15 protein-coding genes, 1 pseudogene and 1 riboswitch are annotated in these 24,512 nt (G+C 38.5%); of the genes and pseudogenes, 8 read left to right on the top strand and 8 right to left on the bottom strand.

What is annotated here, in order from left to right:
- Window positions 1-217: 217 nt before the first annotated feature.
- On the bottom strand, window positions 218-1,441 hold the full coding sequence (locus V5739_RS01410) for an outer membrane beta-barrel protein (protein ID WP_423819363.1): 1,224 nt from the start codon (window positions 1,439-1,441) through the stop codon (window positions 218-220).
- Between the two features lie 1,201 nt (window positions 1,442-2,642).
- Here V5739_RS01410 and V5739_RS01405 point away from each other — a divergent pair.
- Complete coding sequence (locus V5739_RS01405; RefSeq protein ID WP_423819362.1) at window positions 2,643-3,635, top strand: endonuclease/exonuclease/phosphatase family protein; 993 nt, start codon at window positions 2,643-2,645, stop codon at window positions 3,633-3,635.
- 321 nt (window positions 3,636-3,956) lie between these two features.
- Here V5739_RS01405 and V5739_RS01400 read toward each other — a convergent pair whose 3' ends face one another.
- The gene (locus V5739_RS01400; RefSeq protein ID WP_423819361.1) at window positions 3,957-5,651 is read right to left on the bottom strand and encodes a ribonucleoside-diphosphate reductase subunit alpha; all 1,695 of its coding nucleotides are present in this window, start codon (window positions 5,649-5,651) and stop codon (window positions 3,957-3,959) included.
- Window positions 5,652-5,687: 36 nt separating this feature from the next.
- On the bottom strand, window positions 5,688-6,662 hold the full coding sequence (locus V5739_RS01395) for a ribonucleotide-diphosphate reductase subunit beta (protein ID WP_423819360.1): 975 nt from the start codon (window positions 6,660-6,662) through the stop codon (window positions 5,688-5,690).
- A 133-nt stretch (window positions 6,663-6,795) separates the two neighbouring features.
- Window positions 6,796-6,890: riboswitch (adenosylcobalamin-variant (AdoCbl-variant) riboswitch) on the bottom strand.
- Window positions 6,891-7,364: 474 nt separating this feature from the next.
- Here V5739_RS01395 and V5739_RS01390 point away from each other — a divergent pair.
- Window positions 7,365-8,462, top strand: coding sequence for a sensor histidine kinase (locus V5739_RS01390; protein WP_423819359.1), 1,098 nt, complete (start codon window positions 7,365-7,367; stop codon window positions 8,460-8,462).
- A gap of 3 nt (window positions 8,463-8,465) precedes the next feature.
- Window positions 8,466-9,791 (top strand): sigma-54-dependent transcriptional regulator, encoded by a 1,326-nt coding sequence (locus tag V5739_RS01385; protein ID WP_423819358.1) that lies wholly within the window; start codon window positions 8,466-8,468, stop codon window positions 9,789-9,791.
- Window positions 9,792-10,226: 435 nt separating this feature from the next.
- On the opposite strand, the gene V5739_RS01380 is transcribed toward V5739_RS01385, so the two are convergent.
- The 3 genes from V5739_RS01380 to V5739_RS01370 are packed head-to-tail and all read right to left on the bottom strand — an operon-like array spanning window position 10,227 to window position 12,324.
- Complete coding sequence (locus tag V5739_RS01380) at window positions 10,227-10,649, bottom strand: hypothetical protein (RefSeq protein WP_423819357.1); 423 nt, start codon at window positions 10,647-10,649, stop codon at window positions 10,227-10,229.
- Complete coding sequence (locus V5739_RS01375) at window positions 10,649-11,065, bottom strand: GreA/GreB family elongation factor (protein ID WP_423819356.1); 417 nt, start codon at window positions 11,063-11,065, stop codon at window positions 10,649-10,651. Before V5739_RS01375 ends, V5739_RS01380 begins: the two co-directional genes overlap by 1 nt.
- An 11-nt stretch (window positions 11,066-11,076) precedes the next feature.
- A complete protein-coding gene (locus V5739_RS01370) occupies window positions 11,077-12,324 on the bottom strand; it encodes a Glu/Leu/Phe/Val family dehydrogenase (protein ID WP_423819355.1) in 1,248 nt (415 codons plus the stop codon).
- A 300-nt stretch (window positions 12,325-12,624) separates the two neighbouring features.
- On the opposite strand from V5739_RS01370, the gene V5739_RS01365 reads away from it, so the two are divergent.
- A complete protein-coding gene (locus tag V5739_RS01365; protein ID WP_423819354.1) occupies window positions 12,625-12,792 on the top strand; it encodes a hypothetical protein in 168 nt (55 codons plus the stop codon).
- 135 nt (window positions 12,793-12,927) lie between these two features.
- Here the strand turns inward: V5739_RS01365 and V5739_RS01360 are convergent.
- Window positions 12,928-13,149 (bottom strand): annotated as a pseudogene (locus V5739_RS01360) (OmpA family protein); the annotation flags it as partial.
- 80 nt (window positions 13,150-13,229) lie between these two features.
- A complete protein-coding gene (locus tag V5739_RS01355) occupies window positions 13,230-15,455 on the bottom strand; it encodes a TonB-dependent receptor (RefSeq protein ID WP_423819353.1) in 2,226 nt (741 codons plus the stop codon).
- Between the two features lie 705 nt (window positions 15,456-16,160).
- On the opposite strand from V5739_RS01355, the gene V5739_RS01350 reads away from it, so the two are divergent.
- The 4 genes from V5739_RS01350 to V5739_RS01335 all read left to right on the top strand — a co-directional run bounded on the left by V5739_RS01350 (window position 16,161) and on the right by V5739_RS01335 (window position 24,504).
- Window positions 16,161-16,931 carry a LytR/AlgR family response regulator transcription factor gene (locus V5739_RS01350; RefSeq protein WP_423819352.1) on the top strand — a complete coding sequence of 257 codons (771 nt, stop codon included), beginning with the start codon at window positions 16,161-16,163 and terminating at the stop codon, window positions 16,929-16,931.
- Between the two features lie 214 nt (window positions 16,932-17,145).
- On the top strand, window positions 17,146-18,564 hold the full coding sequence (locus V5739_RS01345; RefSeq protein ID WP_423819351.1) for a sensor histidine kinase: 1,419 nt from the start codon (window positions 17,146-17,148) through the stop codon (window positions 18,562-18,564).
- Between the two features lie 96 nt (window positions 18,565-18,660).
- The gene (locus V5739_RS01340; RefSeq protein ID WP_423819350.1) at window positions 18,661-21,210 is read left to right on the top strand and encodes a zinc-dependent metalloprotease; all 2,550 of its coding nucleotides are present in this window, start codon (window positions 18,661-18,663) and stop codon (window positions 21,208-21,210) included.
- Window positions 21,211-24,504, top strand: a complete 3,294-nt coding sequence (locus V5739_RS01335; RefSeq protein ID WP_423819349.1) for a SusC/RagA family TonB-linked outer membrane protein — start codon at window positions 21,211-21,213, stop codon at window positions 24,502-24,504.
- Window positions 24,505-24,512: the final 8 nt, after the last annotated feature.

Raw genomic sequence — 24,512 nt, 5'->3', positions numbered from 1 at the left:
GCGCTCTTTGCGGTTGAGCTCTGCGGGCTTTGCGTGAAACCTAAAAGGAAATTCCAAATTACAAGCACCAAATTCCAATTGGAAACAAAATAGATTTCTCAGTCGCGAAAAAGCTTCTTCAAAATGACATTTTTGGCACCTTTTCTTCGTGTTCTGTTTTGAACTTAGTGCGCTTTGTGTGAAATCTTTTTGAGAATCCTGCCTGCAATCTCCTGACTTAAAAGAAGGAATAGCCAAGTATCATGGAAATGGTTTTATATTCTGAACTCCAGTAAGAATAATTACTCAGTATTTCCCGGCTGGTATTGTATCTCAGTTCAATGCTATAGGTGTCCTTAAATTTATATCCGGCACCAAAGGCTACATTCCCCTTGGTTTTAATTTCCAGAGAAGAGTACAGGGTGTTATCCTGTCTGTAGAAATCCATGGTGGCATTGGTATCAAAATTAATTACATAAGAAAAGTTTAAAAAGAGCTTTGAGCTGTCATTTAGATATAAATAATGCCTTATTCCCACTGGCAATTCGATAGAGGGGTAGTCGATCTTTGAAATAAGGGCACCTCCTGAAACATTGTCTTTTTCCTGTGTCTGTTCCGATTTGAAATGTTGATAGGTGGGTTCAAAAATGATTGCCCATTTGTTCTTATTAAATGGCAAAATGAATTCTGCCTCAACTCCAAGTCTCAACCTTATTTCATCGTCAAAATCGGTGTTTTTAGAACCTGAATTTGCATTCGTTATGGAAAGAGATGAAAAATTCAACCCCGGACGCACGCTTAAATTGAACAGATCCTTTTGTTGTTTTTGTTCGTAGATCGTATAGGGCTGATCATGACATTCATTATAATCCACAAAAAAGCTGGTTAGATCCTTCTTTTTATAATCCAGGTTCTCCACCTTTCTTATTGTAAGATCCGAACATTTTAGACTATTCCATATTTGCTGTCTAAAACCGTCATTTGTGGCGATACTTTTTTCTGGGGTCATGTACTTTTTATATATCAACTGGATGATCTCTGAATCATCTTTGCTGTAAAAATACCTGGTAATATTGCCGTCTTCCAGGGAATATAAATTAGCTTTCCCTTCTACGAGTAATTTTAAAAAAAGTTCTTCTTCTTTATATTCAGGATTTCTGTCTTCGCTTAGATTCTTGATATTTCCACTAGATCTGTCCACGTTCACCGTATGCCTTACGAATCTTGCCCCATCGGCAATACCAAATTCCTTAACTGACTTTATTAAGGCATTTTTAGATGCCCCATCTGCGGAAAGCTTATATTCAAATTGAGAAGGGTTACTTCTCCAATCCACATTCCTGATCAGGATATCTACTTTTTGATCGCTATTATCAATGAAATATCCTTTTTCGAATTTGATTTGGGAATAAGCATTAAGGTTTAGAAGTGCAGTTAAAAAAAGTAATAGGTATGGTTTCATTTTAATTTGTTCGTTAAGTCCGGACCCAATTTGTCCCGGCCGTAAAAATTATAAGTAAATCTCAGAATAATCCTTCTTCAACGCGGGTTGACAGATGGATTTTCAAGATTCTGTAAACTTATTAATATTTTGTTAAAGGAAATTGCGGAAAACCGTAGTTTGTAAGAAGAAATTCCAATAAGCAAGCACTAAAACTTTAATAGTCGGTTGACTTTAGTCAGGAGACGTTTTTTAATTGTATCAGGTATAATGAATATTGTATAATGAGTAAGTCAATAAATTTCAAGCACCAAATTCCAAAGTAAATTTGAAGATGAGAGAATTTGAAGATTTGAAGATGACTAAGAGTAGTGTGAGTAAAAAAAATTATCTGTGCATCTGTGGCCTTTTTAATTGTATAAGGTATAACGAATATTGAATAATGGGTAACTCAATAAATTACAAGCACCAAATTCCAAATTCCAAAGTTAATTTGAAGATTGGATGATTGGATGATTTGAAGATTTGAAGATGACTAAGAGGATTATGAGTAAATAATCATCTGTGCATCTGTGGCCTTTTTAATTGTATAAGGTATAATGAATATTGTATAATGGGTAAATCAATAAATTTCAAGCACCAGGCATCAAATTCTCAAGTAAATTTGAAGATTTGAAGATGACTAGGAGGAGTATGAGTAAAAAAAATCATCTGTGCATCGGTGGCTTTTTTAATTGTATAAGGTATAATGAATATTGTATAATGGGTAACTCAATAAATTTCAAGCACCAAGCAACAAATTCCAAAGTTAATTTGAAGGTGTGAGAATTTGAAGATTTGAAGATGACTAAGAGTAGTATGAGTAAAAAAAAATCATCTGTGCATCTGTGGCCTTTTTAATTGTATAAGTATAATGAATATTGAATAATGGGTATGTGAATAAATTCCAGGCACCGAGCACCAAATTCCAAAGTTAATTTGAAGATTGGATGATTTGAGAATTTGAAGATGACTAAGAGGAGTATGAGTAAAAAAAATCATCTGTGCATCGGTAGCTTTTTTAAATTGTATAAGGTATAATGAATATTGAATAATGGGTGAGTAGAATAAATTCCAGGGAGTTATAATTTTAGTTTCAGGTAAGTTTCTGTCTGTTAAGGAAAATGCGGATTGTTTTCCCAATTTTCACTAACTTAATGAGATCAATAGCATTAAACAGACCATGAGCTTTAGAAAAATCTTCTTTTATTTTATCGTGTTTATAAGCAGTCTTGTAATCCTGGCGAGCCTGCTTTCTCTCCTTTACGACTTGCCGTACTGGTACTCGAAACTGCTGGATTTTCCGCGATTGCAGTATCTCATCCTGGCAATCTTGTGCCTTATTCTCGTTGCCGGACTTAACACTAAATGGAAGTGGCCTTCCATATTGCTCGCAGCTGGTTTATTGGCTTCCATTTTCATTCAATCTATCCGCATCTATCCTTACTGGTTCGGGGATAAAGCTGTACCTGATGCAGTCGAAAATTATTCAGAAGAGAATTCTGTTAGTCTGTTGCTCTCCAATGTTTTGATGACCAACCGCGAAGCTGCTAAGGTGATAGAAGTTGTTAAAGAGGCCGATCCCGATATTTTCCTGGCTATGGAAGTGAATCAATGGTGGCTGGATGAACTGGAGGTCCTCAAACAGGATTATCCTTATGTTATGGAGCAGCCAAATGATGAGGCCTATGGGATGGCACTGTATTCGAAGCTGCCTCTAAAACAAAAACAAATAAAATATCTGAGACATAAAAATGTGCCCTCATTTCATACGCGGGTTCAGCTGGAATCGGGCAAGGAGTTTATGCTTCACGCCGTGCATCCGGTGGCGCCAATGCCCAGCGATAAATACCCCGATAATGTTGGGGAAGCGGAAGTTGCCCTTCTCAAAGTGGGAGATTTTGTAGCCGGTGAAAGCATCCCTTCTTTAGTGGCAGGTGATTTTAACGATGTTTCCTGGTCACAGACTGCCAGGCTCTTCGGCAAATCGGGAGAGCTAAATAATGTGCGGATTGGCCGGGGGCTGTACAACAGTTTCGACGCAAACTCCCGGATCATGAGATGGCCGCTGGATCATTTTTATGTCACCAAAGAATTTCAACTGGCCGATCTCAAAACCCTCGGAAAAGTTGGCTCTGACCATTTTCCTGTTTACGCGAAATTTGTTTTACCCTGATAATTGAGTATTGAATAAGGTATATTAAATATTGTATAATGTTTGCTTAGAAATCAAAAAATGATTTGAAAATGAGAGAATTTGAAGATTTGAAGATGTGTTGATTTGAAAATTTGAAAATTTGAAGATGAGAAGGAGTGGAGAGTAAAAATCATCTGTGCATCTGTGGCAATTTTTTATTGAATAAGGTATATTGAATATTGTATAATGGTTATTTAGAAATCAAAAAATGATTTGAAGATGTGTTGATTTGAAGCTTAGATCCAGCTTTTAAATACCTTCCAAAAATGGCATTTTCAGAAGGTATTTTTCTGCAAATTATTAAGCTTCACAACTCGAACAGCTCACAATATTTGAAACGAATTCTTTTGAAACGCTTTGACTTCTTTGGTAGTACAATGTTTTTACGCCGAGCTTCCAGGCTTCAATAAGTAGCTTGTTCACTTCTCTTACCGGAAGCCCTGCAGGGATGTTCAGGTTTAAGCTCTGTGCCTGATCTATAAACTTCTGGCGTACAGATGCCTGCTGGATGATCTCTAACTGGCTTATCTCTTTGAAGGTCTTAAAAATGTCTTTTTCTTCCTGGCTTAAACTGTCCAGGTGCTGCACGCTCCCGTGGTGCAGCATGATGCTTCTCCAGGTATCTTCATTGTCCAGATCTTTTTCCTGAAGCAGCTCTTTCAGGTACTTATTCTTCCGCATAAAATTCCCTTTTGCAAGCCCCGCTTTAAAATAGTTGCTGCTAAAAGGTTCAATTCCCGGTGAGGTTTGCCCCAAAATTGCTGAAGATGATGTGGTTGGCGCAATGGCCATTAAGGTGGTGTTCCTGAGTCCGTAGCCCTTGAGGATTTCGGGCTCGCCGTAGATCGTTGCCAGCTCATTACTTGCTTTGGTCGCTTTTGTGCTAATGTCTTCAAAGATCTTATGAGTTAAACCTTTTGCACGCATGCCTTCAAAAGGGATCCTGTTCTTTTGTAAATAGGAATGCCAGCCCATCGCGCCCAAACCAAGCGCCCGGTGATTCTTTGCAAAACGGTTTGCTGCAGCCAGGTAGTGATTGCCTTCAGTCTTTGCGATGAATTCCTGTAGCACGCCATCAAGAAAATATACTGCCATTTTAACCGCCTCAGTGTCTTTCCACTCATCATACAATTCCAAATTCATAGAAGAGAGACAGCAGATGAAGGATTCATCTTCAGTAGAAGGCAAAGCAATTTCAGAACATAAGTTACTGGAGTGTATCGTGATGTTGTTGTCTTTGTAAACCTGCGGCTTAAACCTGTTCACGTTGTCTTTGAACAGAATATATGGCAATCCTTTTTGCTGGCGGCTTTCCAAAACTTTTGCCCAGATCTCCCGTTTTTCCATGTCGCCATCAATCATTTCCTGCATCCAGTAATCGGGAACACATACCCCGTTGAACAGGTTCTGGATAGGGTTACCAATATTCTTGATCTCCAGGAATTCCTTAATATCGGGGTGGTCAATGTCGAGATAGGCAGCAAAGGCGCCGCGACGTACACCACCCTGCGAAATGGTGTCCATAGCCGTATCAAAAAGCTTCATGAAACTGGTGGCGCCGCTGCTTTTTCCGTTGTCGGTCACTGCACTTCCACGGCCACGCAATTCTCCGAAATAGCCCGAAGTTCCGCCGCCAATCTTAGTTTGCATGATCACCTCGCCAAGCTTGTGGGTGATGCCTTCAATATTGTCGGGCACGTACACGTTAAAGCAGGAAATAGGCAGGCCGCGCTCGGTTCCCATATTTGCCCAAATGGGAGAACTAAGACTCATCCAGCCGCGCTCGATCATTTCAATAAATGCTTCGGCTAATTCGGGTTTGTACAGGCGCCTGGCTGCAGCATTGGCAATACGTTCAATGGCCGATTTCACAGTTTCACCCTTCAGCAGATAGCCGCGGTTAAGGATCTGCTGGCTCTCGTCGTTTAGCCACCAAAGTCTTTCGTTGGTAGTTTCATCGCCAATTAAAGGCTGGGCTTGTACATTAGTTGTCATGGGAATTTCAGGTTTAATTCGGGAATTCGGGCTTAATTAAAAAAGGTCGGCTGCGGTAATACTTTTATCGTGCTTGGTGTAATCTACCGGACGTCTTGCAAAGAAATCATCAAGACTGTTGGCAAAAACTTCTTCTTCAAACCACAGCATTGGCTGATAATCTGCTGCGCTCACGTTGTAGATCTTAGACATACCAATACTTTTTAAGCTGTCATCTACGCGGAACTTCATAAAATCCATGAGGTTCTTTTTATCGATATTCTCCAGTTTGCCGTTTTCAAAGATCCAGTCAAGGATCTCACCTTCAACTTCTATAGATTTCTTTACGGTGCTGGTTAAATTCTGAATCAATTCCTCATCAAAATAATCGGGGAATTCTTCACGGATTTGATTGATGATGTACATGCCGGCATTTGCGTGTATTTGCTCATCAACTGATGTCCACGCTATAATATTGCTGATGTTCTTCATCACGCCTTTAAAGCGGTTAAAAGACAAAACGATAGCAAACTGGCTGAAAAGAGAGACATTTTCAATCAATATTGAAAACAGGATGAGGGAAGAAATGTAATCTTTTGGATCTTTTGCTTTGGTGTGTTCCAAAGCTTCAGACAAATAGTTAATTCGGTTTTTGATTGCCGGTATTTCAATGACGTTTGCAAACTCATTGCTGTAACCCAAAACTTCGAGAAGCCTTGAATACGCCTGAGAGTGCCTGAATTCACATTCGGCAAAAGTACTGCCCAGGCCGTTAAATTCCGGTTTTGGCAAATGCTTGTAAAGGTCGCCCCAAAATGATTTTACAGCAACTTCAATTTGTGCAATAGCAAGTAAACTCTTTCTTACCACATCTTTTTCGCCGTCTGAAAGATAGGAGTGAAAATCCTGTACATCGGCTGTAAAGTCAACTTCAGAATGTACCCAAAATGCCTTGTTTATGGCATCGGTAAAATCCAGAACTCCGGGATATTCAAAGGGTTTGTAGTTTATTCTCTTTTCAAAAATGCTCATAATCTATTCATTTTGATTAAACAAAAGCCTAAAAAATAACCAATGGAAGAGAAGATAAGGGCCAGGAAATAAAGCAGGGCCAATCTGTAGAATTCCACGACAATTACTTTTTATGCGAAAGCAAAGTCATCGATCTGAAAAAGGTACTCTGGCTTATAACCTAAAGATTATTGACAGTTGCGCAACAGCTCATGATTTTCACATGATTCCCCTCCTGAAAATATCAGATCAATTATGCAATGTAAAATTAGAAAGAAAGAAGCAGCAATCATTTTGTGCTGCGTTTACTTATCAACACAGTTTTTCACAAAGGCAAAAATGTCAGGTTCAACTAAAGAGTAAGCGACAACGGCGTTTCTAAGTTTTTCATTTTATAATGCTTCGGAAAGAGGTGTCAAAAATGTCATTTTTGGAGCCTAATATCTTCGGAAATATTTGGGCTTGCTGGAAGTGGAAAACTTCGGTTACTTCTGAAGGAGCATTGATAAAAAGGAAGTTTCTTTTACTTCAGCAAAGCGGGTATATTTTTTTCAACCTCACGTTTTCAGCAGCTGGATTCAAAAAAACTATTTATGATATAGTCATCAGTATGATCAGTAAAAAAACTGTGAGCGGAATGGGAGGGAAGGCACTGCTTTCAACCCCTTTTCTCGGTATAAATGTTTTATATTTGGTAATTCATTCCTCTTTAATTTTTTCAGGATGCCCGGCACAATTTCAAACAAAATAGAACTTCAGGAGAGAATTAAAGAGCTCAGCTGTTTATATGAAATATCTTCTATCATTAGAGATCATACAGGAGAGATTGCAGCTACGCTTCAAAAAATTTCAGAAGTACTAAAACAGGCCTGGAGGTTCCCCGAAAATGCCATTGTAGAGCTTAAGTTAAACGGGTTTGAACATAGCACCGGGGACATTCCGAAGAAAAACGTGGTGCAACAGGCGCCAATTTATACCTTCAATGAAATTAAGGGCAGTATAAAGATCTATTATCCCGATCCTGAATTCAGCCTGCTGTCTTTTCTGCCTGAAGAACAGAAACTACTCGAAAAAGCGGCGCAGGAAATAGGATCTTTTTACGAAAAAATAAAGCAAAAAGAGAAGGAAGAGCTGTTAAGGCGCACCGTACACCGCAATGACAGGTTAGCGATTCTTGGGGAGATCACTGCAGGAATTGCCCACGAGCTCAACACACCTTTGGGTAACATTTTAGGTTTTGCCGAACTCATAAAAGACAGGGCCGAAAATGAGCAGACAAAAAAGGATATTGGCAAGATCATTAAAGGAGCCATTTACTCGCGGGAGGTAGTGAAGAAACTCATGTTCTTTGCCTGTGAAATTCCGCAGGAAATGAAGATCATTAGAATTCAGCCTATAATTGCACAGGCGCTTTCGCTCTTGAAACCGAATTTTAGAAAAGCAGGTGTAGAATGCCATTTTAGAGTGGCAGACAAGAGGATTGAGGCACAGCTGGACCCGATTCAGCTAACGCAGGTACTTTTTAACCTCCTTATCAATGCCCTGTATTTTTCTCCAAAAGGTTCGGCTATAGAAGTGAAGCTCTACCGGGATGACACCAGCTTTTTTATAGAGATTGCAGACGAGGGGCCGGGCATTAAGGAAGAGTTGAAATCAAAGATCTTTGAACCTTTTTTTACCACTAAACCTATTGGAGACGGCTCGGGGCTCGGGTTAAGTGTGGTACATGGTATCATTAGAAGTCATAAAGGCAATATTGTTGCTTTTGATAATAAGCCCCAGGGAACAGTTTTTCAAATTAGTATACCTCTTAGAGATTAACTTATGGCACTTCATAAAGAGAACGTTTTAATAGTTGACGATGATTATGATATGCTCGAGTTAATTCATCGCAACCTCAGCGCACTTCACTTTCACACTTACCGGGCGATATCGGTAAAAGAAGCTATAGAAATACTTAAATCGTCGCGAATAGACCTTTTGATTACCGATTTGCAAATGCCCGGCGTGAACGGCATAGAGCTTATAAAATATGCCGATGAACACTACCCGGAGATACCAAAACTGGTCATTACAGGATTTCCATCAGTAGACGGTGCAATATCGGCTATACAATCGGGGGCTTTAGATTACCTGGTAAAACCTTTCACCCAGGCCGAACTTAAGTTGGCCATTGAGAAAAGTCTTCAGGAAAAAAGAAGCGACACCTTTGATCAAAAAAAAGAAAAACCGGTTACCAATGCTTACGCCGGGATGATAGGCTCTTCGGAAACTTTTGAGGAAATGATCGATGTTGTTGAGCGGGTAAAGAACAACAGGGCAACCATACTTATACAGGGGGAAAGTGGAACAGGCAAGGAGCTGGTAGCGCGTGCCATTCATTATAAAGGCGCTTATGCAGGCAATCCTTTTATAGCCGTGAACTGTGGCGCTATTCCTGAAAATTTACTGGAATCGGAATTATTTGGGTATGTAAAAGGCGCTTTTACCGGGGCAGGAGATTCGCGGCAGGGATTCTTCCAGGCAGCGGCAGGCGGAACCATATTTTTGGATGAAATAGGAACGGCACCTGCAAATGTACAGACCAGCCTTTTAAGGGTTTTACAGGAAAAGGAAGTCAGAAGGATTGGGGCACAGAAGTCAGAGAGAATTGAGTTGCGCATCATCGCAGCAACCAACAGCGACCTTTACCAGATGGTTGAAAAAGGCACTTTTAGACAAGATCTTTATTACCGTTTAAACGTGGTGAATATACTCACGCCACCGCTTAGGGAGAGGAAAGAAGACATACTTCCTCTGGTTCATAATTTCATCAAAAAGTATGGGGTTGAATATAAAAAACCCTTCGTGACCATTACAGATAAGGCGATGGAGTTGCTCACGAGATATTCCTGGCCCGGCAACATCAGGGAGCTGGAAAATGTTGTGCAGCGGGCAATAATCCTGTGTGACAAGAATATTGATGTACAGGAAATTCCGAAGCATATAAAATTAGCCGAACCTTCTGCTGAAAATGATGTGCATAAATCTTTAAGGGAAGTGGAGAGAGAACACATTCAGCGGGTGCTGGCTTCGGTAGACAACAACAAAACAAGGGCTGCAGAAATCCTTCAAATTGACCGGAAAACCCTTCGGCAAAAGCTGAAGTGAAAATGGCATTTTTGAAGGGGTAGTTTTTTAAATGTTGAGAAAAATAAATAACTGAATAGTGCTTTCAGCAAAATAAAAGGGTCTGCCAGCGGCAGACCCTTCAAAAAACTAATTAAACTTCTAAACTCTCGACTTTCTTTTTTTCATTTTCTTATCCTCGAGTTTCTTCTGAATTTTTTCCTGCTTTTTAGCCTTTAAATCTATTGTTGAAGGTTTTAAATTTCCTTTTTTCATGATCCTGGTTTAAAAATTATATATCTTGTTTGCCGGGTGCACCTTTTTCACCGGGATACATCCATAGGTTTGGACGATCCCATTTTAGAAAAGGTGCTTTAAGGCAGAAAGATGATTTTAATTTTTGCAGACCTGTTTTTCATGATCAAGTGAGCTGTTTTAAAAGCTGATTTTTTCTGAAAAAATTTCAGAAGTATTGCCTCAGGAATGTTGAACCTCCTGCATGTTTTCGAGTATGTACTTAAATACAAAACCTTTAACTATCTGAGACTTTTTTAAATGCTTCTGAAATGAATTCTTTACATGCAGGTGTTCCTGAACATATTGATTTTCACACTGCACATCATCACATTCCCGAATATTCTCTGCTTTTAGTTTATAATCTCTCAATATTTTTGAATTGAGGCTGTTCATTTCATGGATCTCCTGCAGTTGCTTTACCAGGAACTTCAAATCTTCTACATTCTTTTCAGTTTTAAAGAAAGAACTCTTTTGGAGTAGCCTTAAATAAAAACCGATTTCCTGCTCCATGAAGCTGATGTTTTCCTGCCACAGCTTTAATTCTGAACTCATATTGAGCTTCAATATTTCTTCGTCTCTATAGTGGTTCTTCATTTCATTCATTACAGTGCTTCCAGTTTAAATGTTGTGTTAGACTGTTCTACTTCCAGTATTTTTATTGTTTTAATGCCCATGGGGAATTCCCATTCCACTTCATCTCCCTGGGCATAGCCAAACAGGGCCAGGCCCATGGGGGCGAGAATAGAAATCTTATTGTTCCTGATGTCACTTTGTTCAGGAACTACAATCTGGTAGGTTCTCTGTACATTCCACGGGGTCTCAATAGTTACATTAGAGTTGATGCGTATAACATCGCCGGGCATCTTGTTATCTGGTAAGATCTTTACATCTTCCAGTTCCTTTTTCAGTTTATGAAGAGAAGACTTGTAGGTCTTGTCTTTATAATATGATTCTGTTGATATCAGGTTTCTTAAAAGCTCAAATTCTTTTTTTTCAATTATTATTTGCGTGTATTTCATAGCTGTCTCATTTATGGGAAAATTCCGCGTTGTACATAAGCCATTTCAATTCGGGCTATAGCAATGATGTAAGCTGCAGTACGCCAGTCTACCTGACGTTGGTCAACTTCGGTAGCGACATTTTTGAACACCTGGGTGATTTTTTTCTCGAGTTTTTCCATCACTTCGTCCAGTTGCCACAATTCTCCATTTCGGTTTTGCAACCATTCAAAGTAACTTCCTATTACTCCTCCCGAGTTACATAAGATGTCGGGAATAATAGGAATTCCTCTTTCCAGGAGAATGCTTTCACCTTCGTCATTGGTAGGGCCATTAGCGCCTTCTGCAATTAATTTCGCCTGAATCTTATAGGCATTATCTTCAGTAATCTGGTTGCCCAAAGCAGCAGGGATCAATATGTCGCAGGCTAACCCGAAGAACTCTTCAGGATCAATTTCTTTGGCTTCAGAAAATCCTTCTATAGAGCCTTTTCTGGGTTTGGAGTGTTCAAATAAACTTTCAACATCAATACCTTCAGAATTGAATATGGTTGCATGTGCATCCTGTACCGACAAGAGTTTGGCACCTTCCTTAACTAAGAAATGAGAGGCCCAGTAACCCACGTTTCCAAAACCCTGAACGTTAAAAGTTTTGCCTTCAAGAGTTTCACCACGTGCCTCAAAGTATAATTTGATACACAAGAACACGCCGAAGCCTGTAGCCCTGTCGCGACCTTCGAGTCCACCTGAGCCTACAGGTTTCCCGGTAACCACGTGCTGATTCTGAGATCTCTCTGACGTAGATTTGGTTGACATATAAGTGTCGGCAATCCACGCCATAGTCTGGGCATTGGTATTGACATCGGGCGCAGGGATATCATGCTCGGGCCCAATATTTTCGCCCAATGCATAAGTGAACCTTCGGGTAATGCGCTCCAGCTCAGATAAGCTGTAATTTCTTGGGTCTATTTGAATCCCACCTTTAGCACCACCGTAAGGTAAGCCAGCCAAAGAAGTTTTCCAGGTCATCCACATGGCCAGGGCTTTTGCGGCATCAACATCTACAGTAGGGTGGTAACGCAATCCGCCTTTGTACGGGCCCAGCGCATTGTTATGCTGAACTCTGTAACCTGTAAAGATTTCCACCTCCCCGTTATCCATCTTCACAGGAAAATGCACGATGAGTTCGTTGTTGGTGATAGCAAGGATCTTACGGATGTTTGGGTTGAGATCAATTAAGTCGGCTGTTTTATTAAACTGGTTTTGTACAGTCTTAAACATGCTCTGTTTATTATTCTTGTTAGCAGTAATCATATTTCTATTATTCAAAGTGTTCACAATTTTGTTTTCTTGTTTCTTTCCAGGTGCAGTGAGTTCTATGATCACAATTAAAACAGAGCCCCTTAAGAATTTCCTGGGGTAAGCTATTATTGACTTCCATTGTTTTAGAATTGATCATTGTTTTTTCAATTAGCATAGTAGTTCAAAATTTGTTTTGCATCCCTGAAGACAAAGCCTGTGCCTTCTTCAATAATTACTGAAGATGTTATTCATAGAACTTTGTAAATCAATGAATTAAATATGTTTAGAACTGAAATGGGCAAAGGGTGGAGTGGGGAGGAATTACCCGGACGGGGAGAATTGTACCAGTGTCAAAAAGGGTATTTTAGAGGTGCTACTTCCCATGAAGTTGAGTATTTTTTGGAAATACTGAAGGAGTTACCTGAAAGTGGGGTAGGGAAAAGATAAACATAAAGGAGGCTCAAAAATGTCATTTTTGAGCCTCCTTTATGTAAAAAACGGCCTGTTTTTTCTTTACGCTATCCGTTTTTACTTAGAGAGTTTCTAAGAATCATTATTTGGTGGATAGTGCGGGTTTTCTCATTAAAAATCGAGAAGGATAAATTCACTTCTTCGGTTTTTTTGATGAAGATCTTCGGGACAGCTGCTGCCATTTACACATTTGTTAAGAGGAAGGGTTTCACCCAGTCCCCAATGAGAAAGTCGGTCGGGAGAAATGCCTTCTTTGAGCAGGTAGTCAGCCGTAGCCCTGGCCCTTTGTTTTGACAGCTGCATGTTATAGGAAGCCGTTCCCCTGCTGACGGTATGGGATTTTAATTGTTAAAGTAGTTTTCTTTTTCAGCCCTTATAAGAATGGGGGCTATCATAACTTCAGTATTGAGCTACTAAAAGGTATAACTAATGATTCCTCTCAAGAAAAATGGTGTTCCCGGGGTAAAATGGATTTCTTCAACAGGTTCTGTTTCAAAAGAAAGCCGGGATTCTGTTGCGAATTGGGTTTCATTCCATTCAGTATCAAAGAGGTTCTGAATATTCACTCCAAAATGCCATTTTTGGAACTTATATCCCAGATTGAAGTCAAAAACCGTGTAGCCTTCGGCCACTATGCTGTTGTCTTCATTGGCAGGGCGCGCCGAGAGGTGCCGCATGGAAATTCCGGAGTTAATCCCCGAAGGTAAGTCTACATTAAGGCCACCTGTAAGGGTGAAATCTGGTGCCAGGGGAATGTAGTTACTGTCGCCGGGAACATCCAGGCTGCGGGCAACGGTGTAAGTGGCATCAAGGTTCCCGTACAGCCAGTTTAGGGGCTGGTACTGCAGGCTAAAGTCTATTCCTTTACGTTCTGTTTTGCCGCTGGGCTCCACGATACCGGCATCACCTACATAAACGAATTCCTGTTCGAGAAGAAGGTACCAAAAAGCTGTATTTATCATCATTCTTGGAACCGGTTTCCAAATCATTCCCAGGTCGCTGCCGTAAGCTGCCGGTAAAATATTTTCTGAAGCTTTTCGCAAAACCACCCTGGTGTCATTAGAATGAAAACCTTTACCTGCCTTCAGGTAGAGCTGTAAATTGTTTTTGGCGTTATAAAGAAAGTTGAGTTTTGGGCTAATAATGCTCTTTTCTTCAGAAAGCGTTGCATATTTGGGAGCGAGACGATCATAGTATTTAAAATTAAAATGATCAATCCTAATTCCGGGGTTGATGGTCCATTTTCCGAGGTGTAATTCAGCATTAATATAAGCGGCAAGATTGGTCTCGTTAATATCGCCCAGGCTAAAGTTGGAGAGGGTGGAAAGGCGCTGGTAGGTGTGTGACAATTCGTTCTCTTCGCTTTGGTCATTTCGTAAACTAATCCCCGCCTGCAGGTCACCGTACCATTTTTCAAAATTAAACCGGTTGTTGTATTCAGAATTTAATCCCATCATGGTTCTTGTTTCCTGCTGTTTTATCTGGTCACCAAATTCGGGGTCTTCAAGAAAGAAAGTGAAGTTTGAGAACAACAGAAAATCATATTTTGAATAGTAAATATTATTCTTAACAAAAGATTTTTCATGTACTTGATGATCGTACTCTACAATAAGGTTGGTGCGTGAAGTTTCGCCTCCCTCGGTGTCATCTATAGCGCCAAACCTGGAGATCATGCCACTTTCTACCGCCCTTACCGGAATTTGCCCCGAGGCATCCCATATACTGGAAAAATTGGAAATACTGGCTTTTAGAGAATTGTTTGCCCCAACTTTTGCGGCATATTTTGCCATGAGGTTGATGCGGTTAAAGTGCTGCGGACTCTCAAAAGGGCCGTCTGTTGCCAGATATTCTGACGCAAGATAAAGGCTGTGGTTTTGCTTATTAAGCACGCTGAACATTCCCAACAGCCTTTGGGAATTAAATTGTCCTGCTTCGGCTTTAATCAGGTTGTTCTCAAGCCTGTCTTTGGTTTTAAAGGAAACAAAACCTGCAGTTGCAAAATTGCCTTTTTCAGCATTGTAAGGCCCTTTTCCAAAGGCAACTCCTTCAATTGTTTCAGGAATAAGGAAGTGTAAATCGCTATAACCCTGGCCGTGAGCATGGGAGACGAGGTTTACCGGCATTCCGTCTACTCCAATACTAATATCTGTTCCGTGATCAATATCAAAACCCCGAAGGAAGATTTGTTCGGCTTTTCCACCACCTGCATGTTGCCCAATGATCAAACCCGGAACTTTTCGAAGTAGATCCTGGGAGGAAGTAACCGGATTAATGTTAATATTTACTTTGCTGAAGACCTCCAGAGAATTAAGTCTGGGGGTGAGGACGACTTCATTGATGAGGTTGAGCTTTTCCTGCATATCAATATTATTTTTACCTGTATGGGCTATAAATGTGAGGGTTTTGTAACCCATATGGCTCACTCTAATAGAATCCCCGGCTTTGGCCTGCAATGAAAATTGTCCTAGTGAAGAAGTATGGGCGTGATTTTCATTGTTGAGGTTATAGATATATGCTTCTGAAACAGGAGATTTTTTATGGTTAATTACAGTTCCCGTTATGGTTTGGGCTTTAACCGATGTAAAACTGAAGATGGCAAGTAAAAGCAAAAGAATTTTGTAGGGGGTAGAAAGGTACATGTAACTGATATTTTTGAAGCTGCAATTTTAACACATTCTTTGTAGTACAAACAGTAAAATGCTAGCAAACTGAAATAAATATTTTATAAAATTCGTTAGATATTTATAGATCAGTGTGTTAAGTTATATATGGAGTTTAGAAAACATGATCTACTTATTATTGGAGAAAATCTAGAAAACTTCTCCAACCTTCTGAGAGGTTCTTCTTTATATGCCATTGACCCTGTACAAGGTATTAAGATCAATAAAAAACGGATTGAACGATTGTCCCTACATTATGGGCTAAAGTCACTATACCCAAAAACATACTTCCAGACGAAAAAAAGATCACAAGGTTTATCTCTATTTATTATGCCCTTTAAAAAGTAGAACGGCCCAACCCAGTTTGGCCTATTTACATTGCCTAAATCCCCATACGGAAAGGATAATGTTTTTGGTGGCGATGGTAGATCTTTACTGGAAACTCCATCAATAATTTATTTTTTACAATCACCGAAAGGGGGTGTGAGGGGATAAACAATGCAATACCTAATTGTCAGATAATCAAACAACAAAGAAAAGCTGCATAACAAATGGAAAATAGAACTTAATTTAGCAGCCAAGTTGCCCTAACAAATGGGAGGAATTTTAATTTTTGAAGGTTAGAAATAATTAATGCCCGTAAGTAAGGTAAAGAACATTATAAAACCTATAAAAAAATAAATAATGGATATTGTTATTATAGAAGATGAAGATTTGGCCGCTGAATCTTTAATAGGTTTATTACTCAAAATAAGACCCGACTTAGTTATAAAAAAACGTCTTGAAAGTGTGAAGCAGGCCATTGAATGGTTTAGTAAAAATACCTGTGAATTAATTTTTAGTGATATTCATTTAGGAGATGGGGAAAGTTTTGAAATATTTGAAGCTTTAAAAATTGATACTCCTATTATTTTTACAACTGCTTTTGATCATTATGCCATACAGTCTTTTCAGTATTATGCAGTTGATTATTTGCTGAAGCCTTATGATAAGGCCAAACTCACTACTGCAATTGAAAAGTATATGAGTTATACTAATTCATCCTTTAAGAGGTCTCAGGATTTAGAAAAATTAATAATTCGATTAAAAGCTTCCCCAGAAGTTAATCCAAACAAAACGAGGTTTCTGGTATCCAGAGGCGAAGAATTTATTTCCATTTCCAGTGAAGAAATAGCTTACTTTATGGCCGAGAATAAAACGCTTTTTTTGTTTACCAGGGCTGGTGAAATTTATTTATATGAGGATACAATTTCGAATCTAGATGAGAAATTGTCAGAAAAGGATTTTTTTAAAATAAACAGAAAATTCATTGTTCGCCATAATGCCATACAGTCTATAATACGCTATAGTCAGAATAGATTAAAAGTTAACCTTCAGCCTTCCCCTGGGAATAATGAACCAGTTTTAATTAGTTCTAAAAATGTGCAGGTTTTCAAGGAATGGTTAAACCATTAATATGATGTCAATCAATCTTCTACAGGGGTTTAGAAAGCACCGGAAGTTTTTTTATTTAAGCGTTCTTGTCATTGCTGGATTCTTTGCTACCAGTGCTTTGATAACACCAAACATCACCCTGGTAGCGGAAAAATTACTGGAGGAAATTCTTCGGGAAAATTTAGAAACAAAAAAAAATATTGTTGCATTTGAGTTTAACAGACTTGATAGCTTTTTGGAATATTCAGAAAAAGTAATTAATGATTCTACCGATCTTCCGTTTGACAGGATTAAAGAAAATCTACTATTTATTACAGAACTGGCCAGATCTACAGAGGTTATATCCAACAGTTTTATTTATGCAGTTACATTAGGGGAAATTCAAAAAATTCATCGCTCTGAAACTTTGAAAGAACCAGATTTAAAAGTCTTTTCAAAGCACTTGAACTCCTTTGAAGATAACACCTTTTTTGATACTATTATATCAACCCCGCAAAGAGTAATTAATAGGAAATTTTATTTTAAAAAGATTGATCAAGATACAGCTATTGTAGTGGGGTATGATATCGATTTGCTTAATTTCTGGAAATACTTTTCTGAAAAATATAAAGGAGACAGTGGTTATACAGTTGTAACCAATCAAGAAGGAGTATGCCTTTTACATCCTGAACCAGAATTTATAGGCAAAAGATTAGATGGATTCTTTGGGGCTGTATCTATTGATGATGTTTTAAGCAGTAAAGATCCTTCATTTCGTAAACCAATAGAATCTGCTTCAGGAGATGTGCTGAAAGATACTGCTACCTCTGAATTTCTTGGTTTAGAAGTGGTGCGTTATTTTGATCAGATAAACATTGGGAAATCTGCTTTAATTATTGTGGAAAGTTTTCCTGTAGAAATTAATTTGAAGGAAACCACTCAAAATATACAGGAATATTTTTCCTGGATTAGTCTGGTAGCTTTTCTAACTTTTATATTGTTACTAATGATTTCGAGGATTCAATTAAAAGAGGAGTATGTTGATAATCTTAAAGTCCTGGAAGAGAAAGAGCGATTAGTGAATACTAATGAAAAATATCAGAAGGAAAATGCAGTTTTGCAATTAAACCAGTTAAAGAAGAAAATGAATCCCCATTTTTTATTTAACAGCTTAAATTCTTTACATGTGTTAATAGAGTCAAAACCGGAATTGTCTCAGGAGTTTGTTTTGAAACTGGCAGAAGTATACCGGTATCTATTAGAAAACCGGGAGGGAAATCTTACTACAGTAAAAAAAGAACTTTATTTTCTAAAGCAATATGTGTTTTTACAGGAAATCCGGTTTAAGAATAGCTTAAAGGTTGAAATTATAAATAAAGGTGATGAGCTGGTGTTTTTCAGGAAAATACCATTTTTATCTTTGGAAACCATGGTGGAAAATGCCATTAAACATAATGAATTTACAAAGTCGAATCCCCTTATTATTGAAATTATAATACATCAGGAAGTTATTGAGGTGCTTAACAATTATACTCCGAGGAAATTTAACGATAAGGATAGTCACAAGCTGGGGTTAACATACTTGAAGAATATTTATTTACATCATCAGGAAAGTAGGTTCAAAACCGAAATAATAGATGGCAAATTTAAATGCATACTTCCTTTATTGTCTTAATTTAATAATTCACTCCACTTTTTATGGAGTTCACTCCATTTGATTTTTACTAACACTTCAATACATGGATATTTAACGTTTTAATGTTAAATATTTATGGGGAACCCCTTGTCTACAGTAAGGAATAGATCATTTGTGATCTTAGTAATTTTTTGTTTGAGTAATTTTGCGGTTTTTGCGCAGGGAGATGAGAATACAGGTGAGCACATCACAAAAGAAAAAGACTCCACAAGCGATGATGGAGGGGAGTTATCCTATCAGCAGTTTCTGAAGAATGGTAATGTTAAGAAAGGGCTTTTCAACGTCTATAATATTAAGAAAGATTATTTTTTTGAGATACCGGATTCTTTGATGGCCCGGGATTTATTAATCGTTAACAAAGTTTCAAGTGTTCCATATGAATTGAATGGTCATGGATTAAATAAAGGGATGACTTTTGAAACAAAGCTAGTTCGGTTTTATAAAGATACTGTGCTTAATAAGGTTTGGGTTAAAACACTCAATCCTCGTGTGAAGTCTCCTGTAGCGGATGCAATAACCCGTTCTGTTAATGCTAATTTTGGAGAGTCAATTATTGAAGAATTTGAAATTGAAGCAAAAAATACAGACTCTACTTCTGTTTTTATTAAGGTAAATAAAGTTTTTAACGGGAAAGAAAAAAGCTTCAGCGACATTCTTGCCAATACCGGGTTAGGAGGGAGTATAAAAACCAACTTATCCCTTTTAGAAGAGGTGAAACCTTTTCCGGAGAATATTGTGGTTAAATCCCTTTATACCACTTCAGTAAGTGAGGGGGGAGGCCCCGATTTACCGTTATCTATTGGAGTCACTACGAATATTGTCTTATTGCCCTCTGAAGTGATGACGCCACGTTTTTCTGATAAAAGGATTGGGTATTTTACCACGCCAATGGATTATTTTTCAGATAATCAGCACGAAGTAGAATCCAGAGGATTAATCACGCGATGGAAGCTGGAGCCTAAACCTGAGGATGTAGAGAAATACAAGCGAGGGATCCTTGTAGAGCCAAGGGAGCCCATTGTCTATTATATAGATCCGTCCACTCCACATCAATGGGTGCCATATATCATGCAAGGGGTGTATGACTGGAATACTGCTTTTGAATCGGCTGGTTTCAAAAATGCGGTAGAGGTAAAGGTGCCTTTAGAAGAGGATGAGGATTTTGATGTGGATGACGTGAGGTATTCTGTTATTACATACGCAGCATCAGAAAAGCAAAATGCCATGGGGCCTTCGGTGGTTGATCCTAGGAGCGGTCAAATTCTCGAATCAGATATTATTTGGTGGCATAATTTGATGAAAGGATTACATTCATGGATACGTGTGCAGACAGGTCCTATAGATCCTAAGGCCAGAGCAAATACCTTTTCAGATGAGCATATGGGAGATGCTATTAGGTTTGTTTCCTCACACGAAGTTGGTCATACGTTTGGTCTTAAACATAATATGGGGGCTTCCTTCAGTTATCCTGTAGACTCTTTAAGATCTAAAAATTTCACTTCTCGAATGGGAGGTACAGCTCCATCCATAATGGATTATGCAAGGTTCAATTATGTCGCCCAGCCCGAAGACAGTGTGGTGGACATTACCCCAAAGATTGGAGTGTATGATAAATATGCCATAAACTGGGGATATCGTTGGCTTGATGCTGAAAACGCTCACCAGGAATTACCTGAGTTAAATAAGTGGATTAGGGAGCATGAGGATGATCCTGACTATTTTTATGGCCCTCAACAGAGTGGTTCAATCGTGGATCCAAGATCACAAAGTGAAGATTTAGGAAATAACGCAGTAAAAGCAAGCGAATACGGGCTAAAAAACCTCAAGCGAATCATGCCAAATATATTGGAATGGACAGAAGAAGAAGGACAGGATTACTATAAGGCAGCGAAATTATACAAAGCTCTGATAGACCAGTGGGAATTGTATAATAATCATGTGATGGCCAATATAGGTGGGGTTTATATTAACAATACAGTGTACGGGGATGGTAAAGATACCTATGAGCCTGTTCCTGCAGCGATGCAGAAAAGCGCACTGGATTATTTGATCAAGAATGCCGTGGAGCCTCAAAGGTGGCTTTTTACTCCGGAAAGTATTGATAAGGTTTTTGCTGTAAGAGATGCTCCTGATGGTGATCGCTACTATTCGCCAGTATCTATGTTTCGAATTTACCAAACCAATGTGATTTATAAACTGGTAAAGACTGAACGACTGATGAGGATTGCTGAGAACGGGGTTCTGGAAAAAGATAATCAAGACGTTTTTAGGGAGCAATATCTATTTGATATACTGTTTGATGCGATTTTCAAAAAAACAAAAAAAGGGGAATCATTGGACATGTTTGACCGGATTTCCCAAAAAAATTATGTCGACGTACTTACTGTAGATAGAAATAAATTACTGGAAAAAACGAAAGAAAAAACCGTCGCTGAAAGTGATTTGTACTTTAAAAATATCCACTTCTCTTATTTACCAAGGGTTTCGGATATAGCTACTACCAAACGGGCGGCACTGGAAGATGTTCTTGATCTTCTAAACAAAAGGAAAAATAGAGGAGATCGCGAGACTAAGGCGCACTATAGAGACCTTATATCCAGAATTGAATATAATCTTAATAACTAAATGAATAAATTAATTTACCTGTTGATTTTTATTCCTTCTATACTTACTGCTCAGCATCAGAAGATAGTGAAAGGCAAAATAGTAGAGGCATCTACAAATATGCCAGTTTTGGGAGCATCAGTTTATATTTCTTCATCCCTGGTAGGAAACCAGACTCGGGAAGAAGGGGTGTTGGAAGGTGCAATGTTAGGGACTACTACAGATTTTAACGGCAATTTTGAATTTAAAGTCGCCTACGACACTCAATATATTCTAGTCTCATTTATGGGATTTGAAACTCAAAAAGTTGACGTTACCAACCCTGCTAAAAATTTGATTATTAAATTAAAAGAGAGTTCAGAGAGTCTGGAGGAGATTATGATCACAGGCTACCAAAAAATAGAAAAGCGTAAAGTAACTTCTGCTTATGGTAAAATAGATGTTTCTGAAATTCAACAGGCCGGGGTGGCCACTGTAGACCAGCTTTTAAAGGGACAGTTGTCGGGGGTGCTTGTGCAGCCAACTAGTGGGGCACCTGGAGCTCCTTCAAAAGTTTCTATTCGAGGAACAGCCACTTTAAACGGTTCTTCAGACCCACTATGGGTTTTAGATGGTATCCCTTTAGAAGGCAGTGATATTCCGCAGGGTTACAGAGATAAAGATAACATTGATAACCTTCAGTCCTATCCTATCGCGGGTCTTAATCCAGATGACATAGAAAGTATAACCGTCTTAAAAGATGCCTCGGCTACCTCCATATATGGAGCAAGGGCTGCTAATGGAGTCATTGTCATTACAAGTAAAAGCGGCAAAAAAGGAAGCATGCGCATCAATACAAATGCCAATGTATTTGTAACCCAAAAACCTGATTTAAGTAAATTAAACTTAATGAGTTCTTCGCAAAAAGTAGATTTTGAATTGTACCTGGCAGGTCGTTCAGATTTGAAATATCAGAAAGACAGAGGAGAAGTGGCACGAATTCTAAACAAATATGGAGAATATACCCTATTTCAGAAAGAGGGGTTTTCGGGGATTTCTTCAGGAGCTCAAGATGCCATAAATGAATTGAGAAATATTAATACCAGTTGGGAAGATGAACTGTATCAAATAGCTATTAACCAGCAGTATAGCTTAAATATTTCGGGAGGTAATGATACGAACTATTATTATTTTTCTGTTGGACTCTACGATGAAAAAGGAACAACAAAAGGTACGGGGCAAAAGCGGTATAATATTACATTAAAAGATAAATTTCAAATAACTGATAAACTAAACATTGGGGTGAGCTTGTTTGGAAGTCAGAATAAAACCTCTTCCTATATAACGGGGGCAGATTCTTATACGAATCCTTCGTATTATGCGAGGAATGCTAATCCCTATATGAAACTGATAGACGAAGATGGAAATTATGTCTATGATCCAGACCTGGTGGAAAGATCTGATCTTAATCTCAATTATAATGTTTTAGAGGAGAGGGAAAATACCGACTATGAATTGGTTGCCAATTCATTGAAATCTATTTTCAATGGTGACTACGAATTGAATGAAGAAATTCATTTCAATACACAATTGGGCTTACAGTTTGACTTTAATCAGACTGAAAAATTTAGTGGAGCAAACAGCTATTTTACCAGAAAATACAGACAAAAATCCCAATATAATACGCCCAATGGCGATGATTACTATATGCCGCAAGGAGGGATCATTCAAAATTGGAATGCTGATGTTTTTCAATACAACTGGAAAACTACAGGGAATTACAAAACTTTATTTAATGACCTGCATGAGCTGGATGTGATGCTTGGAACAGAATTCCGAAGAAACAAAACCACGGAAATCCATACAAAAGGTTTTGGTTTTAACTCTAACACCTTAACTACAATACCCATTACAGATGAACGTGCGTTAAGCAACTCTTTGTTTGACACTTATGGGAAAACATCCAATGAGAATGCTTATGCTTCGTTTTTTGGTACTGCCTCTTACACTTATAATAAGAAGTATACCCTATTTTCAAGTTTGAGATACGACGGATCAAATTTATTTGGGGTCAACCCAAAATACAGGTATTTGCCCATATGGTCTGTTGCGGGTTCGTGGAATGCTTATAATGAAAATTTCATGTACGATGTTAAGTTTATCAGCGATTTGAAATTAAGAGCTTCTTACGGAGTACAGGGGAATATTGATAAATCTACTTCACCTTTTGTAATGGGAGAATATGACAATACCTCCATCCTTCCAGGATTAAGTGAAGAAATCATAAGAGCATTAAATGCACCAAACCCCGATTTGAGATGGGAAGAAACGACTACCTCCAACCTTGGTGTAGATGTTGGAATATTCAATAACAGGATCTATTTTACAGGTGATTATTACTACAGAAAAAGTACCGATTTAATAGGATTAAAAGCAGTGCCTTTAGAATCTGGTTACAATTTTATTAATACCAACTGGGCCACGGTAAGTAACAGAGGGTTTGAGTTAGCTATCAATACCACCAACATTTTGACTCCCAGCTTTTCATGGACCAGTGGTTTTAATATCTCTCACAACAAGAGTATTGTTGACAAAATTGAGATTAGAGATGAAAATTTTAAACCCTCTCTGGAGGGACGTAGTGTAAGTGCCGTATTCGCAATTAAAACGGCAGGCCTTGATAGCAATGGTTTACCGCTTTTTTGGAGGAACGGAAAAAAAATTACTGCCGTTGATTTTTACAATTTGGAAGAGGGAACCGACGGAAGCCAGTTAACACGTGAGGAGCATAGAAATCTATATTCATACGTGGGCGACGAAATGCCGAAATTTAGTGGTGGATTTAGAAACACTTTTCGATACAAACAATTTGAATTGAGAGTGTTGAGTAATTTTAATATCAAACAAACAGTAAAAACTGAGCCGGCTTATTATCCTACAATTGCACAACCTGGAAATAACTATAGTACAGAAATACTAAAAGCAGGTACAGGTGATTTACCTGCACTTATAGGATTCAACTCTCCTGGATTTGACACAGACCTTGTTTACAGTTGGTACAACTCATATGATGTAGGTAATACGTATAAGGATCTTGATATTTGGGTAAAGGATATTTCATATATACGCATAAGTAGTATCAGGCTGAGCTATGCATTTACAACAGCGACCCTTAAGAATTTACATCTATCAGGTTTGAATTTTAATATTGAAGGACGCAATTTGTTTGTGCTGGGCAGTGACTACGACGGATATTTTGATCCGGAAACCTTCGGAAGTTTATATGCACAACCTATTCCCAGAATTATTTCTGCAGGTTTTAATCTTTCCTTTTAAACAGCAAC

This window comes from Salinimicrobium sp. TIG7-5_MAKvit (assembly GCF_049569215.1).
In the GTDB taxonomy this organism is placed as follows: Bacteria; Bacteroidota; Bacteroidia; order Flavobacteriales; family Flavobacteriaceae; genus Salinimicrobium; species Salinimicrobium profundisediminis.
Note: the sequence above shows the minus strand (reverse complement) of the source record. Positions and strands in the feature narration are given on the sequence as shown.